At 73.2% G+C, this 14,856-nt stretch carries 11 protein-coding genes; 5 read left to right on the forward strand and 6 right to left on the reverse strand.

Annotated elements, in window-relative coordinates; genetic code table 11:
- Positions 1–14: 14 nt before the first annotated feature.
- The 5 genes from PUR56_RS11445 to PUR56_RS11465 all read right to left on the reverse strand — a co-directional run bounded on the left by PUR56_RS11445 (position 15) and on the right by PUR56_RS11465 (position 8,094).
- A complete protein-coding gene (locus PUR56_RS11445; protein ID WP_329880275.1) occupies positions 15–929 on the reverse strand; it encodes a sugar ABC transporter permease in 915 nt (304 codons plus the stop codon).
- Positions 930–966: 37 nt separating this feature from the next.
- On the reverse strand, positions 967–1,968 hold the full coding sequence (locus PUR56_RS11450; RefSeq protein WP_329948802.1) for a carbohydrate ABC transporter permease: 1,002 nt from the start codon (positions 1,966–1,968) through the stop codon (positions 967–969).
- Between the two features lie 115 nt (positions 1,969–2,083).
- On the reverse strand, positions 2,084–3,361 hold the full coding sequence (locus PUR56_RS11455) for an extracellular solute-binding protein (RefSeq protein ID WP_329948803.1): 1,278 nt from the start codon (positions 3,359–3,361) through the stop codon (positions 2,084–2,086).
- 313 nt (positions 3,362–3,674) lie between these two features.
- Complete coding sequence (locus tag PUR56_RS11460; RefSeq protein ID WP_329948804.1) at positions 3,675–4,757, reverse strand: aldose epimerase family protein; 1,083 nt, start codon at positions 4,755–4,757, stop codon at positions 3,675–3,677.
- 292 nt (positions 4,758–5,049) lie between these two features.
- A complete protein-coding gene (locus PUR56_RS11465) occupies positions 5,050–8,094 on the reverse strand; it encodes an ATP-binding protein (RefSeq protein ID WP_329948805.1) in 3,045 nt (1,014 codons plus the stop codon).
- 293 nt (positions 8,095–8,387) lie between these two features.
- On the opposite strand from PUR56_RS11465, the gene PUR56_RS11470 reads away from it, so the two are divergent.
- The 3 genes from PUR56_RS11470 (at position 8,388) to PUR56_RS11480 (ending at position 11,926) form a co-directional block, all read left to right on the forward strand.
- Positions 8,388–9,335: a terpene synthase family protein gene (locus tag PUR56_RS11470; RefSeq protein WP_329880282.1), complete on the forward strand. Its 948-nt coding sequence runs from the start codon at positions 8,388–8,390 to the stop codon at positions 9,333–9,335.
- Positions 9,336–9,853: 518 nt separating this feature from the next.
- A complete protein-coding gene (gene exaC / locus PUR56_RS11475) occupies positions 9,854–11,377 on the forward strand; it encodes an acetaldehyde dehydrogenase ExaC (RefSeq protein ID WP_329948806.1) in 1,524 nt (507 codons plus the stop codon).
- Between the two features lie 225 nt (positions 11,378–11,602).
- Complete coding sequence (locus tag PUR56_RS11480) at positions 11,603–11,926, forward strand: nuclear transport factor 2 family protein (protein WP_329880284.1); 324 nt, start codon at positions 11,603–11,605, stop codon at positions 11,924–11,926.
- A gap of 7 nt (positions 11,927–11,933) precedes the next feature.
- Here PUR56_RS11480 and PUR56_RS11485 read toward each other — a convergent pair whose 3' ends face one another.
- Positions 11,934–13,154, reverse strand: coding sequence for a serine hydrolase domain-containing protein (locus tag PUR56_RS11485; protein ID WP_329948807.1), 1,221 nt, complete (start codon positions 13,152–13,154; stop codon positions 11,934–11,936).
- A gap of 62 nt (positions 13,155–13,216) precedes the next feature.
- Between PUR56_RS11485 and PUR56_RS11490 the strand changes: the two genes are divergently transcribed.
- Positions 13,217–13,726, forward strand: a complete 510-nt coding sequence (locus tag PUR56_RS11490) for an NUDIX hydrolase (protein ID WP_329880286.1) — start codon at positions 13,217–13,219, stop codon at positions 13,724–13,726.
- 245 nt (positions 13,727–13,971) lie between these two features.
- Entirely contained in the window at positions 13,972–14,733 is a 762-nt protein-coding gene (locus tag PUR56_RS11495; protein ID WP_329948808.1) for a TetR/AcrR family transcriptional regulator, read from the forward strand.
- Positions 14,734–14,856: the final 123 nt, after the last annotated feature.

The raw sequence follows: 14,856 nt of genomic DNA on the forward strand, positions 1-14,856 counted from the left end.
CGGTCCGGGCGCGCTCAGGACTTGGAGGCGCCGGCGGTCAGACCGGTCACCAGGTGGCGCTGCACCAGGTAGAAGAGGACCGACGACGGGATCGCGATCAGCACCGCGGTGGCGGCCATCAGGTTCCACTGGGCGTCGTGCTCGCTGACGAAGGTCTGCAGGCCGACGGCCAGCGTGTACTTGTCGGAGCTGAGCATGAAGGTGGAGGCGAAGGCGACCTCGGCCCAGGCGGTCAGGAAGGAGTAGAACGCGGCCACCGCCAGGCCCGGGCGGGCGAGCGGCAGCACCAGCCGCCAGAAGGTGCCGAACGGGCTGAGCCCGTCGACCCGGCCGGCCTCGTCGATCTCCACCGGGATCGTGTCGAAGTAGCCCTTCAGCAGCCAGGCGCAGTACGGCACGGTGGTGGTGGAGTAGACCAGGATCAGGCCCAGGTAGCTGTCCAGCAGACCGAGCTGGGAGAGGATCGTGTACATCGGCACGATCAGCACCGCGATCGGGAACATCTGCGTGACCAGCAGCGACCACATCAGCGGCCGGTGGCCGGGGAAGCGCATCCGGGAGACGGCGTAGCCGGTGGAGGCGGCGATCAGCACGCCCACCACGGTGGTGGCGCCGGAGACCAGGAAGGCGTTGCCGAACCAGTGGACGAAGTCGGTGTCGAACAGCACCGTGCGGTAGTTGGACAGCGTCAGCTTGTCCATGATCTCGCCGGGGTGGAGGTAGTCGGTCTTGTCCGGGCCGAGCGAGACGTAGAGGATCCACGCCACCGGAAAGAGTGCGACCAGGCTGGCCAGGATCAGCGTGCCGTGCGCGAGGGCCTTGCCGAGCGGGGAGGGTTCGCCGCGCCGGCGGACCCTGGCCGGCCGGGCGGCCGGGGCCGCGGGGCGCGCGGCGAGGGGGGTGGGGCGGTCGGTGGTGGTGCTGCTCATCGGGATGCCTGCCTTCGTGGTCGCTGGGTGGGCCGGGTCAGCCGTTCGCCTGCTCGTTGCGGGCGAGCCAGCGGCGGTAGAAGGCGGTGAAGACGATCAGGATCGAGAGCAGGATGACGCCGTAGGCGGCGGACTGCGCGTAGTCCCGGGGCTGCTGGCCGAAGCCGAGCCGGTACGCCCAGGTGACCAGCAGCTGGGCGTCGGGCGCGCCGTTGCCGAACAGCAGGAAGATGACGGCGAACTGGTTGAACGTCCAGATCACGCCGAGCAGCACCACGGTGGAGGAGACGGTGCGCAGTCCCGGCAGGGTGACGTGCCGGAACCGCTGCCAGGCGGTGGCGCCGTCCATCTCGGCCGCCTCGTACAGCTCGGCCGGGATCGACTGGAGGCCGCCGAGCAGCGAGATCATCATGAACGGCACGCCGACCCAGGTGTTGACCAGGACGGCCGCGGCCTTCTGGGCGGTCGGGTCGTCCAGCCAGCCGGGTTCGGGCAGGTGCAGGGCGGACAGCACGCCGTTGACGGCTCCGCCGTCGGCGAGCATCAGGCGCCAGGAGAACACGGTGACGAAGGTCGGCACGGCCCAGGGAAGGATGAGCAGCATCCGGTAGACGGCCCGGCCGCGCAGCTTCTGGTTGAGCAGCAGGGCGAGGCCGAGGCCGATGGTGTAGTGCAGGCCGACGCAGAGCGCCGTCCAGGCGATGGTCCAGACGAAGTGCGACCAGAAGCGGTCGTACGAGCCGGGGCCCCAGAGGATGTCGGCGTAGTTGTCGAGGCCGACGAACGTGTAGGAGGCCGGGATCTCGTTGGCGCCGATCTTGCGGGCGACGTTGAGACTGTTGGCGTCGGTGAGGGTGAGCCAGAGTCCCTCGGCGAGCGGGTAGAGCACCAGCACGCCGAGCACCAGCACGACCGGCGCGATCATCGCGTAGGCGTACCAGTGCTTGGCGTACGAGCGCTTCAGGCGCTCCATCAGGCCCGGTCGCGGATCGCGCTCCCGGCTGCCCTTGCCGGTGGCGCCCTGCACGGCGACTGACATTGTTCGACACCTTCTCGGGGAGGTCCGCCGCCTCGCTTCGGCGACTGCTGCTACGGGTCCGGCCGTCCGGCCCGCGCGGGAGGGGTGGCGGCGGGCCGGACGGCTACGGGGAGGACTACTTGGCGAAGCCCGGGAGGAGCTTGGCGTAGTCGGTGGCGACGGTGTTCAGGCCGTCCTGGGTCGAGGTGCCCTGGACGATCTTGCCGAGGTTGGTGCCCAGCGAGGCGAACAGCGAGCTGTACTCGGGCAGTTCGGGACGCGGCTTGGCGCTGGAGAGGACCGCCTGGAAGCCGGCGATGCCGGGGTCGGCCTTGACCTCGGGGGTGAAGGCGTCGGTGCGGGTCGGCAGGGTGGAGTTCTTCTGCGCGACGAACGCCTGGCTCTCGGCCGAGGTCATGAAGGCCGCGAACTTCTCGGCGGCGTCCTTGTGGGCCTTGTCGGCGCCGGCGTAGACGGAGATGTTGTGGCCGCCGGTGGGGGCGCCGGCCTGGCCCGCGGAGCCGCCGGGGACGGGGGCGATGCCGAGGTTGGTCCTGTCGGCGAAGGCGGTGCCCTTGTAGATGTTGGTGATCTCCCACGGGCCCTGGATGATCGCCGCGACCTTGCCGCTGTTGAAGGCGTCCATCATGTGCGCGTAGGCGTCGGTGGTGACGTCGGCCTTGGCGGTGCCGGGCGAGGTGAACAGCGTCTTGTAGGTCTCGATGCCCTTGGCCGCCTCGGGCGAGGTGACGGTGATCTTCTTGCCCTTGGCGTCGACGGTGTCGGTGCCCTCGCCGAACAGGAACGGCATCGCGTAGTAGCCGTCGGCGGCCTTCAGCCAGAAGCCGTCGACGCCGGCCTTCTCCTTGACCGCGGCGGCGGCGGTCTTCAGCTCGTCCCAGGTGGCGGGGGCGGCGGTGATGCCGGCCTTGGCGAAGAGCTCCTTGTTGTACAGCAGGCCGAGGGTGTCGGTGACCAGCGGGACGCCGTAGAGCTTGCCCTCGTACTTGGCCTGCTGGATCAGGCTGGGCTGGAAGCCGGCGACGTCCGCGGCGGCCGGGGTGCCGTCCAGCGGCTCCAGGAAGCCGGCCTTGGCGAAGGCGGCGGTCCAGCCGACCTCGGAGCGGAAGACGTCCGGAGCGCCCTTGGCCCCCATCGCGGTCTGGAGCTTGTTCTGCGCCTGGTCGAAGGGCACGTTGACGAAGTCGACCTTGACGCCCGGGTTGGCGGCCTCGAACTTCTTGACGAGCGCCTGGTAGTTCGGCGCCTCGTTGGTGGCGTTCGACGTGTCCCAGTAGGTGAGGGTGACCGGCCCGTCGGCCTTGCCGTCCGAGCTGGAGCCGCTGCTGCCACAGGCAGCCATCGAGACCGCGAGGGCCACAACGAGGGCAGAGGCCGCGATGCCACGCCGCATGAGAACTCCTTGGAGGGTGGGGGTGCCCGAGATGTAGGGAGGCAGGCGCATAATGGCTGCCTCGCGCCGACCGCACCGTTGCTGCCGTCGGGCTCGGAAGGAAGTTAACAGCGGGGCAATCTCCGCGGAAAGCCCTTGCAGCAAGTTTCTGCAAGAAACGGCGATCGTTACGCCCACGTGTCCTTCACGTTGCCGCACGGTAGTTGACAGGTGTGGAAGTTGTGGCGCTATGTCCGGTTCGCCCCGGCCGACCGAAGCCGCCGGGGCCACCCTCCGTACTGAAAACCGGTGAAATCCGCTTGCAGCGGCGGGGTCAGGAGACGCCCAGTCGCAGCACCGTGACCGAGCGGAACTCCTCCCCCGGGCGGAGCACGGTGCTCGGGAACTCCGGGTGGTGCGGGGAGTCCGGGAAGTGCTGGGTCTCCAGCGCGACCCCGGCGAACGGCCCGTACGGCACCCCGCTCGCGCCGGTCACCGCCCCCTGGAACGCGTTGGCCGTGTAGACCTGGAGACCCGGCTCGGTGGTCAGCACCTCCAGGGTGCGGCCGCTGACCGGGTCCTCCAGCAGGGCGGCCCGGACCGGGTCGCCGTCGGCCGGACGCGGGCGGAGCACCCAGTTGTGGTCGTACCCGCCGGGACCGGTCAGCTGCGGGTGCTCGTCGTGCACGGACTTGCCGATCGGCCGGGCGGTGGTGAAGTCGAACGGCGTACCGGCCACCGGCTCGACCCTGCCGTACGGGATCTGCCGCTCGTCGGCGGGCGTGTAGCCGTCCGCGTCCAGGGTGAGCAGATGGCCGAGGACGTCCCCGGTGCCCTCCCCCGCCAGGTTGAAGTAGGCGTGGTTGGTGAGGTTGATCACGGTCGGCGCGGTCGTGACGGCGCGGTACTCGACGGTCAGCTCCCCGGACGGGGCGAGCGTGTAGTCGACGGTGACGTCGAGCGCGCCCGGGAAGCCCTGGTCGCCGTCCGGGCTGTGCAGCCGCAGCCGCACGCCGGCGGGCAGCTCCTCGGCCGCCCACATCCGGTGCGCGAACCCGTCCGGGCCGCCGTGCAGGGTCACTCCGTTGCCGGTCGGGGCCAGCGGGAACTCCTCGCCCCCGACGGTGACCGCGCTGCGGTCGATCCGGTTGGCGTACCGGCCGACCACGGTGCCGTAGTGCCGGGCCGGGCCGAGGATCTCGGTGAGCCGGTCCGTGGAGAGCAGCAGCTGCGCCGGACGGCCCTGCCGGTCGGGCGCGACCAGGGTGTGCAGGGTGGCACCGAGGGAGAGCACGCTCGCCTCGTACGGGCCGGCCTGCAGGGTCCAGCGCTCGATGGCGGCGCCCGCACCCGCGGGCTCGAAAGGCTCGTGCCGCACGGTGGTCGCCTGCGGCCCGTTCGCCGGGGGCGTCGCCATGGCCTGCTCCTCACTTGCGGGGGCGGTGCACCGCCCCCGCGCTGGTTCCGGGTCCCGTCCGGGGGACTGCGCCTCGGCGGGCCCCCGTGGGCGAAAGCCTAACGAGGAGCACCATGGCGGGGGCGCTCATGAAGTCTCCGCGCGCCGCCCGGCACCTCACCCGCCGACGGACGCGCCGACGCCGCGCGCCCGCCGTCCGCCACACGCTCTCCCCGCCGACCGCCGCACCGCCGCACCGCCGCACCGCCGGTGCCCGTGCCGGCGATGCCCGTGCCACCGGTGCCCGGTCCGGTCACGTCCCGCCGGGGAGGTCGCCGTCGAGCCGGAGTCCGTCCGGCCCGAGACCGTCCGCCCCGGCGGCGTCCCGCTGGCCGGGCGGCAGGCCGAGCGCGGCGGCCAGGCCGTCCGGGCCGCTGCCGGCCTTCCGGTAGACCGCGGCCAGCCGGCGGTTGACCAGGCTGAGCGGGAGGTCCAGCGTCTCCGCGATCCGCTGCGGCGGCACGCCGCGGACGGCCTGCCGGGCGACGTCCCACTCGGGCTGGCTGAGCATCTCCCGGACGTCGCCCAGGCGGTTGGGCCGCAGCCCGTAGTTGGCCAGCTCGCGCCGGGCCCGGTCGACCAGCCCGTCGGCGGCGCAGTGCTGTGCCAGCTCGATCCCCTGGTACAGGTACTCCTGGGCGTCCTCCAGCCGTCCGACCCGGCGCAGCGCGGCCCCGAGGTCGACCAGCGCCACCGCGTGCTCGTAACCGGCCGGCGACTGCCCGAGGTGCGCCACGGCCCGTTCCAGCAGCTCGACCGCCTGCTGGCCGTCCTCGATCTGGGCGTACAACCGCAGCGCGGTGCCGATCGCCGAGGCGGTGCCGAACCGCTCGGCGTCCGCGACGGACCTCCGGGCGTACGCACGGGCGCGCTCCGGCTCGTCCCCGGCCAGGGCGATCGCCAGGTGCCCGGCCCACGGCGCCCAGACCGTGTTGTGCCAGCCCCGCAGGTCCAGCTGGGCACCGGCCTCGGTGAGCGCGGCGGCCGCACCGGCGGGCCGGTCCACGGCGAGCAGCAGCTTGCCGTACAGCGAGGCCGCGTCCGGCAGCACCATCGCGGTGGCGTGGTACGGCGGGTGGAAACCGAAGCCGATGGCGAGGTCCCAGGCCTCCCGGGGCCGGCCGCGGGCGATCAGGGTGTCGACCAGTACACCCACCGCGTCCCAGGCCAGCGGCAGCTTGGGACCGATCCGCTCGGAGAGCCGCAGCGCCCGGCGCAGGAAGTCCTCGGCCTCGGCGAGCAGGCCGCGCCGGAACCGGGCCAGGCCCATCAGGAAGTAGGCGAAGCCCCGGTGGGCACCGCTCCAGCCGGCCACCTCGAACTGGATGATGGCGTCCGAGAAGAGCCGCTCGGCCTGCGCGATCCGGTCGTTGTAGGTGTAGGAGAGGCCGAGGGTGGCGGGCAGCTCGAAGCCCCAGGTGTTGTCGGTCCAGCCCAGGCCCTTGGGCAGCCGGCCGTTGTCGAGGACGTCGTCGGCGTACCGCAGCGCCTCGGCGGACGGCTCGCCGCGCAGGGTGAGGTCCCAGGCGCGCATCGCGAGGACGGCCCGGTCGGCCGCGTCCCGCCCGGAGAGGCTGTCGCAGAGCGCACCCAGCCGGGCGGAGCGGGCCGGGCCGTCCTCCTCGGACTTGCGGTAGGCGTGCCACATGAACGAGGCGGCCTCCAGCCTGAGCCGTCCTGCGGGATCGGAGACGGTGCGCTCGGCCTCCTCCTGGCAGACCACGGCGGCCTGGCGCAGTTCGCCGCTGTGGGCGAGCACCTCCGAGAGCCGGAAGGTGGCGTCCACCCGCAGCGAGGCGCGCAGCGGACCCTCCTCCGGGTCGAGGGCGAGCTTCAGCTGGTTGACGGTGGCGATCGGGTCGGTGAGCAGCGCGGAGCAGCCGAGCTCGTACAGCACCTCGGCGCGGTCCAGGTCGTCCGGCGGTTCGGCCAGTGCGCGGTGGAGGCAGCGCTGGGCGGCCTCGGGTGCGCCGATCAGCAGGTGTTCGGCGGCGGCCCGGCGGAGCTTGCGGACGGTGCGGTCGTCGCCCTCGCCCGCGAAGGTCTCCACCAGGTGGCGGGAGGCGGCGAGCAGACCGAGCCCGGCGTTCTCGATCTCGGCGGCGGCCACGCCGTGCATGCCGGTCCGGGTGGCCTCCGGCATGGTGTTGTAGATCGAGCTGGCGATCAGCGGGTGGACGAACTCGAGGTTGCCGTTCGGGGTCTGGGTGAGCACCCGTTGCTTGCGCAGCGCCTTGATGGACTCGCGGGCGCCCTCGCCGCTCTGGGTGGAGATCCGGGCGGCGAGGTCCTGCCGGATGTCGGTGCCGAGCATGGCGGCGGCCCAGGCGAACCGCAGGGTGGTGGCGCCGAGCCGGTCCAGCCAGCTCTTGAGGGTCATCCCGGTGGCGTCGACAGCGAGTTCGCGCAGCTGGTGGGAGTTCTCCTCGACCGGATCCAGCTCCTGGTCGCGGACCTGGTCGAGCAGGGCGACGACCTCGAACGGGTTGCCGTTGACGACGTTCCAGAACTCGTAGCAGAAGGCGTCCTCGGCCCGGTCGCCGAGTTCGGCACGGATCATGTCGGTCACGGCGACGAGCGAGAGACGGCTCAACTCGTGCTTGCGGGTCGCGAGTCCGGTGACGGCGCTGTGGTGGTCCTGGGACTCCGTCGGCCAGTCGGCGATGTCGTCCCGGTAGGCGAAGACGAGCAGGACCGGGAGCTCGCGGGCCCGGACGGCGAACTGGGAGAGCCAGGCGAGCGATTCGAGGTCGGCCCAGTGCAGGTCGTCGACGATCATCACGAGCGGGGCGCGGCGCGGGGCGAGCTGGGTGAGGACGTAGTCGAGGCCGTCACGGACGCCCTGCGGGTCGAGGCGGCGGGCGCCCTGCTTGGGCTGCTTGAGGCCCATCGCCGGGCCGACGACCTCCTCCCAGGTGCCCATCACCTGGCGGAACTCTCCGGGTTTCAGACTGCCGAGCACGGGCTGGAGCAGCTGCCGCAGGACGTGGTAGGGCTCGTTGAACTGGCGCTCGCCGCCGCGGGCGAAGAGCACGGTGGCGCCCGGGCGCAGCTTGGCGAGGCGTCGGACCTCGTGCAGCAGGGTGGTCTTGCCGATGCCGGGCCGGCCGGAGAAGGTGAGCAGTTCGCCGATCTCGGTGCCGCCGGCGGCGAACTCGCGGCAGAGCTTGTCCACGGCGGCCTCGGCCGAGCGGAGTTCGGCGTCGCGGTCACGCAACCTGACCCGGTTCGGGGCAGCCGCCGCCTCCGGTCCGCCGGGCACCGCCTCCGCCCGGAATTCGTTGTCCCGCTCGGTCACCGTCGCGCCCTCCGCCTCGCCGATCCCTGCCCGTGGAGCCGAGGTTAGCGCCGCCGGAGGCGGGGTGGAATCCATTCACGCAGGCCGGGGCCGAGATCGAGGGTTCGAAGGCCTTGCCAAGGGCAATTGCCCTATATCCCTAACGTCCGATCATTGCATCAGATACTCTACGCCCCGCGTAGTGGGTTGATCATGGCACAGCCGCATTTCCCGCACGGCCGAAATTCCTCAACTCCCCCACCGTCACGCCCAGTACCGCCAGCACCCCCACCCCTCGCCGCCCCGGGAGTCCGATGTCTGACGACACCTCACTTCAGATTCCGTTCCCGCACCGTCGCAGCCCCCACGGGCCGTACGCCACCGAACTGCACCGCGCCTGGCTGACCCGTCACCCGCTGCTGCCGGACCCGACCCACCCGTCGTACGCGCACTGGGAGGTGGTCGACCTCGCCGCCCTCGGCTACCCCGACGCCGGTCCCGACGAACTCGCCCTGGCCGCAGACCTGATGGGCTTCTACTTCCTGTTCGACGATCAGTTCGACGGACCGCTCGGCCGCCGCCCCACCGAGGTCGCGCCGATCTGTGACCGGCTGATCTCCGTCCTGCACGGCGCCCGCCCCCACCCTGACTCCGCCGTCGAGACCGCCTTCGCCGACCTCTGGGAGCGCAGCGCCCAGGGCATGCCCGCGCGCTGGCAGGCGCGCGCCGCGTACAACTGGGAGTGGTACCTCGCCAGTCACCCCGCCGAGGCGGCCGGCCGGATCTCCCCACGGCCACCGGACCGCGACGGGTACCTGGTCCTGCGGCGCGGGACCGCCGCCATGGAGACCATCTTCGACATGGTCGAACGGCTCGGCCACTTCGAGGTCCCCCCGGCCGTCCTGCACCACCCGGTGCTGCGCCAGCTCCGCCAGCTCGCCGCCGACATCCCGTCGCTCACCAACGACGTGCGGTCGTACCCGCTGGAGGCCCCGCGCGGCGACGTCAACAACCTGGTGATGATCGTGCAGCGGGAACGGAACTGCTCGGCCGAGGAGGCCTGCTCCGTGGTGATGGGGGAGGCGCAGCTGATGGTGGAACGCTGCCGGGGACTCCACGACCGGCTGCCCGACGTCCACCGGGAACTCGGCCTCGCCCGGGTCGAACGGAGCCTCGCCCAGCGGTACGCCGACGGCCTCCTCACCTGGCTGGCCGGATACCTGAGCTGGGAGCGCCGCACGGGGCGCTACCAGGCCGCCTAGCCGCCCCTGGCGGCCCCTCGCCGCCCGCCACCGGGCCGTCCCGATCCGGTGTCGACGGTCGGCGCCCCACGGTGCGCGCCCCCGGCGCCCGACGGCGCCCGCTCTCCGCAGCCCCCTCGCTCCCCCTCCTCTCGCTACCGGCGCAGTCCTCGCGCCCGGCGCGCGGTGGCTGCGCCGGGCGCGAGGCGGGCTCCGGGGGCGCGTGCCGTTCGACCGGACGCGGGCGCACGGGGGCCGCAGGGGGGCGGGGGCACGCCCCAGCACCTGTCAGCCCGGCGCGCGGGCACCCGGTTCCGGGGCGACCGGAAACCGCCACCCTCCGTCGACCCCGGCCGTACGGACCGTAGCCGAACCGGCCGTCCCCGGCTAGGGTGCTGCCCGGCGGGTGTCCCGGTGAGGGGCGCCCGACCCGCGTGTGTGTCCGTACCCTCCGCCGGGCCGCCCCCTGCCGCGGCCCGGCGCGCCGCCCGGCCCGCGTGCCGTGACGGCGCCTGACAGCGCGAGGAGGCACCCAGAACATGCCGGTCTACCTGCCCCCGGGCCAGCCCGGATCCGTCGTCGGCTACCGCCCCCGCTACGACCACTGGATCGGCGGCCGGTGGGCACCGCCCGTCCTGGGCCAGTACTTCGAGAACCCGAGTCCGGTCACCGGCGAGGTCTTCACCGAAGTGGCCCGCGGCACCGCCGAGGACATCGAGGCCGCGCTCGACGCCGCCCACGCCGCCGCCCCGGCCTGGGGCCGCACCCCGCCCGCCGAACGGGCCCAGGTCCTGCTCCGGGTCGCCGACCGCATCGAGCAGAACCTGGAGCGGCTCGCCGTCGCGGAGAGCTGGGAGAACGGCAAACCGGTCCGCGAGACCCTGGCCGCCGACCTGCCGCTCGCCGTCGACCACCTGCGCTACTTCGCCGGCGCACTGCGCGCCCAGGAGGGCGGCCTCTCCCAGCTGGACGAGGACACCGTGGCGTACCACTTCCACGAACCGCTGGGCGTGGTGGGCCAGATCATCCCGTGGAACTTCCCGATCCTGATGGCGGTGTGGAAGCTCGCCCCGGCCCTGGCCGCGGGCAACGCGGTGGTGCTCAAGCCCGCCGAGCAGACCCCCGCGTCCGTCCTGCTGCTGGCCGAGCTGACCGCCGACCTGCTGCCGCCCGGCGTACTCAACGTGGTCAACGGCTACGGGCTGGAGGCCGGCCGGCCCCTCGCCTCCAGCGACCGGATCCGCAAGATCGCCTTCACCGGCGAGACCACGACCGGCCGGCTGATCTCCCAGTACGCCAGCGGCAACCTGATTCCGGTGTCGCTGGAACTCGGCGGCAAGAGCCCGAACCTGTTCTTCGCCGACGTCGCCGCCGAGCAGGACGCCTTCTACGACAAGACCGTCGAGGGCTTCGCGATGTTCGCCCTCAACCAGGGCGAGGTCTGCACCTGCCCGAGCCGGGCGCTGATCGAGTCCGCGGTGTACGACCGGCTGCTCGCCGACGGCCTGGAGCGGGTGCGCGCGCTGCGTCAGGGCAACCCGCTGGACACGGAGACGCAGGTCGGCGCCCAGGCGAGCGACGAGCAGCTCCGCAAGATCCTCTCCTACATCGAGATCGGCCAGGCCGAGGGGGCCAAGGTCCTGGCGGGCGGGGAGCCGGCCGACCTCGGCGGCTCCCTCGCCGGCGGCTACTACGTGACGCCCACGGTCTTCGAGGGCGTCAACGGGATGCGGATCTTCCAGGAGGAGATCTTCGGACCGGTGCTCGCCGTCACCCGGTTCGAGGACTTCGACGACGCGATCTCGCTCGCCAACGACACGCCGTACGGGCTCGGCGCCGGCGTCTGGACCCGCGACGGCGCGACCGCCTACCGGGCCGGACGCGCCATCCAGGCCGGCCGGGTGTGGACGAACTGCTACCACGCGTACCCCGCGCACGCGGCTTTCGGCGGGTACAAGAACTCGGGCATCGGCCGGGAGAACCACAAGGCCGTCCTGGAGCACTACCAGCAGACCAAGAACCTGCTGGTCAGCTACGCGCCGGACGCCCAGGGCCTCTTCTAGGGCGCCGGGCCCGGCAGATACGCGGAGTGGGAAGTCGGGCCGGCCGACTTCCCACTCCGTACGCCACTCCCCGTGGCTCAGCCGGGGACCCGAGGGCAAATCACCCGTATCGGGATCTAAGCACATGAATCCCTCCATATCCTCGACGCGCCGCCGACATGCCCGGCGAGTCCCGGCCGACGCCCTAAACAGGAGGTACCCGACCCTTCACCCCTGGGAGACCGGATGACCATCGCCACCGCCAAACTGTCCGACCCGACCGTGCGCGCCGCCGTCACCGCGATCAACGCCGGCGACCGCGCGGCCTTCGTCGCGCTGCTCGCTCCCGACGCGACCATGGCCGACGACGGCTCCGACCGCGACCTGCAGGACTGGATCGACCGCGAGATCTTCACCAGCCGCGGCCACATCGACGTCCAGTCCGAGTCCGACGGCGGCCGCGCGCTGGTCGCCAACTACAGCAACGAGACCTGGGGCGAGATGCGCACCGCCTGGCGGTTCACCGTCGACGGCGGCCGGATCAGCCGCTTCGAGACCGGTCAGGCCTGATGCCCGCTCAGGACAGGCCGAGACAGCCCCGCACCGCCCGGATCAGCGTGCGGGAGCGGATGTCCCCCGTGACGCCGGGCTGCATCCCGTTGGTCACGTAGCCGAACCCGATCCCGAGGTCCGGGTCGGCGAAGCCCAGCGAGCCGCCCCGGCCCGGGTGGCCGAACGCCGCCGGCGAGGACATCAGCGCGGTCGGGCCGTGGCGGAAGAAGCCGAGCCCGAAGGTGGAGTTGACGACCAGCACCCGGTCCGGTCCGCTGACCACCGGCCCGACCGCGCGGGCCAGCACCTCCGGGCCGAGCAGCGGCGGCAGCGTCCCGCCGCTGCCGCCGTGCCGGTCGGCCACGCCGGCCAGCGCCGCGTAGAACCGGGCCAGCGACCGGGCCGTGCCGATCCCGCCCGCGCCGGGGATCTCGGCGGCCTGCACCGCCGGATCGTTGAGGTCCACCCCGGGCCGGACCGAGGCGAACGCGCGGGCGGTCAGCGACGTCGGGTCCTGGTACGCGTCCCGGACCGCCTGCTTGGGGCGCAGCCGCAGCCCGCTCGGCCCCGTCCGGGCGGCCGCCGGCGCCGGCAGGTCGACCAGCCGGCCGACCCGCGGCGCGGCGCCGGACGGCAGCCCGATCCACAGGTCGAGGCCGAGCGGCCGGGCGATCTCCTCGGCGAAGTACTGGCCGACCGTCCGCCCGCTCACCCGCCGCACCACCTCGCCGACCAGCCAGCCGAAGGTGTACGGGTGGTAGCCGTGCGCGGTGCCGGGTTCCCAGGCGGGGGCCTGGGCGGCCACCGCGGCCACCGCCCGCTCCCAGGTGAGCACGTCCTCCAGGCGCAGCGGCACGTCCAGCGCCGGCACGCCCGCCTGGTGCGAGAGCAGCCAGCGCACCGGCACCCGCTCCTTGCCGGCCGCCGCGAACTCCGGCCAGTACGCGGCCACCGGCGCGTCCAGGTCGAGCTGCCCGCGCTCGGCCAGCAGCAGCGCGGTGGTGGCGGTGAGGCCCTTGGTCACCGAGCGCAGCACCTGCGCGGTGTCGGCGGTCCACGGCACGGCCGGCGCGGGCCGCCCGCCGACCTCGGGCCGGGCGTCGCCGCCCCACAGGTCGACCACCTTGCGACCGCGCACGTAGAGCGCGAAGGCCGCGCCGAGTTCGCCGTACTCGCGGAAGTTGCGCGCGAAGGCCTCCCGTACGGGCTCGAAGCCCTCGGCCGTCTCGCCCCAGATCTCCACCACCGCGTGTCGCCCTCTTCCGCACATGTGTCCGTCGATCGCCCGGAAACCCTAACCTGTCGGTCATGACCAACCCTGCCGAAGAGCTGCTGGACGTCGTCGACGAGCACGACCGGGTGATCGGGATCGCCCCGCGCGGGGAGGTGTACCGGCGGGGACTGCTCCACCGGTGCGTCTTCGTCCTGGTCCGGGACCCCGCCGGGCGGATCTTCGTCCACCGGCGCACGGCCACCAAGCTGTTCGCCCCCGGCGCGCACGACATGTTCGTCGGCGGGGTGGTGGGCTCCGGCGAGACGTACGAGGACGCAGCCGTCCGGGAGGCCGAGGAGGAACTGGGCGTCGAGGGGATCGCCCCGCGCCCGCTGTTCCGGTTCCTGTTCCGGGGTGACGGGCTGGGCTGGTGGTCCGACGTGTACGAGGCCGAGTGGGACGGCCCGGTGGCGCCGCAGGAGTCGGAGGTCGCCTGGCACACGTGGCTGACCCCCGCCGAGCTGACGGAGCGGCTGGCCCGGGACGAGTTCGTGCCGGACGGCCGGGAGGCGTACCGGCGCTACCTGGAGCGGTACGCGGGGTAACGCCGGATAAGGTGGCGCGCATGGCATCCCGCACGCCGTCGGCCCCCTCCCCCGCGCGCTCGGAACGACCGGACGGCCCGGCGCGGCCCGAGGGCCCGGCGGTGCCGGAAGGAACGGCCCGGCCCGCGGGCGGCCCGCGCCCGGAACACGCAGCGCACCCGTCGCCCGCCGAGCGCCCCGGGAGCGGCGAGCGCCCTGAGCGCCCCGGGCGCGGGAGCGGCGAGCGCACGCGCCGGCGCCTCAGCGTGGACGAGCGGCGCGAGCAGCTGATCTCCGTCGCTCTGGAGCTGTTCAGCCTCCGCCCGCCGGAGGAGGTGTCGATCGACGACATCGCGGCCGCCGCCGGCGCCTCCCGGCCGCTGGTCTACCACTACTTCCCGGGCAAGCAGGCCCTGTACGAGGAGTCGCTGCGGCGGGCGGGCCGCGAGCTGGCGGCCCGGTTCGAGGAACCCGCCGAGGGCCCGCTCTCGGAGCGCCTCCACCGCGTCATGGGCCGCTACCTGGACTTCGTGCAGAGCCACGGCCCCGGCTTCGCGGCGCTGCTGCGCGGCGGCTCGGTGGCGGCCAGCACCAACACCTCGGCGGTGATCGACGAGGTCCGACGGGCCGCGCACGACCAGATCCTGGGCCACCTGGCAGTGCCCGAGCCCGGTCCGGGCCTGCGGCTCACCGTCCGCGCGTGGATCGCCAACGCGGAGATCACCTCGCTGGAGTGGCTGGCCGACCGCTCGGTGCCGCTGGAGGAGCTGCAGCTGCACCTGGTGCAGGAGTTCGTCGCGGCGCTCACGCTGACCGCCGCCCGGGAGCCCGCGCTCGCCGCCGAGCTGACCGGATTCTTCGCCGACGAGCGGCCGGACGGCCCGACCGGGCGGCTGGTCCGCGACCTGGCAGGGCTGTTCGCCGTCCCGGGCCTCGCCGAGGCGGTCACCGCCCTGGCCGTCGGGCCGGCCCCCGGGCAGGCCGCCGACGTGGCACCACCCGCACGCCCCGCGCCCGCCGACGCCTGACGGGCCGGGCCGGGCCGCCGACGGCAGGTTCTGCCACGTCGGCGGCCTCTGATAGGAATGGGCACGGATCTGACGGCCCGCCGGTCACCCCGGGCCCGGGTCCCCGGACCACCGAACGCACAC

The sequence above is a fragment of the Streptomyces sp. BE303 genome, from assembly GCF_036290945.1.
In the GTDB taxonomy this organism is placed as follows: Bacteria; Actinomycetota; Actinomycetes; order Streptomycetales; family Streptomycetaceae; genus Kitasatospora.

Bases quoted from the DNA above. Each gene is read 5' to 3' on its own strand.
- PUR56_RS11460 (WP_329948804.1), bottom strand. From the start codon at position 4,757: ATGGCGACGCCCCCGGCGAACGGGCCGCAGGCGACCACCGTGCGGCAC.
- PUR56_RS11450 (WP_329948802.1), bottom strand. From the start codon at position 1,968: ATGTCAGTCGCCGTGCAGGGCGCCACCGGCAAGGGCAGCCGGGAGCGC.
- exaC (WP_329948806.1), top strand. From the start codon at position 9,854: ATGCCGGTCTACCTGCCCCCGGGCCAGCCCGGATCCGTCGTCGGCTAC.
- PUR56_RS11480 (WP_329880284.1), top strand. From the start codon at position 11,603: ATGACCATCGCCACCGCCAAACTGTCCGACCCGACCGTGCGCGCCGCC.
- PUR56_RS11455 (WP_329948803.1), bottom strand. From the start codon at position 3,361: ATGCGGCGTGGCATCGCGGCCTCTGCCCTCGTTGTGGCCCTCGCGGTC.
- PUR56_RS11490 (WP_329880286.1), top strand. From the start codon at position 13,217: ATGACCAACCCTGCCGAAGAGCTGCTGGACGTCGTCGACGAGCACGAC.
- PUR56_RS11445 (WP_329880275.1), bottom strand. From the start codon at position 929: ATGAGCAGCACCACCACCGACCGCCCCACCCCCCTCGCCGCGCGCCCC.
- PUR56_RS11470 (WP_329880282.1), top strand. From the start codon at position 8,388: ATGTCTGACGACACCTCACTTCAGATTCCGTTCCCGCACCGTCGCAGC.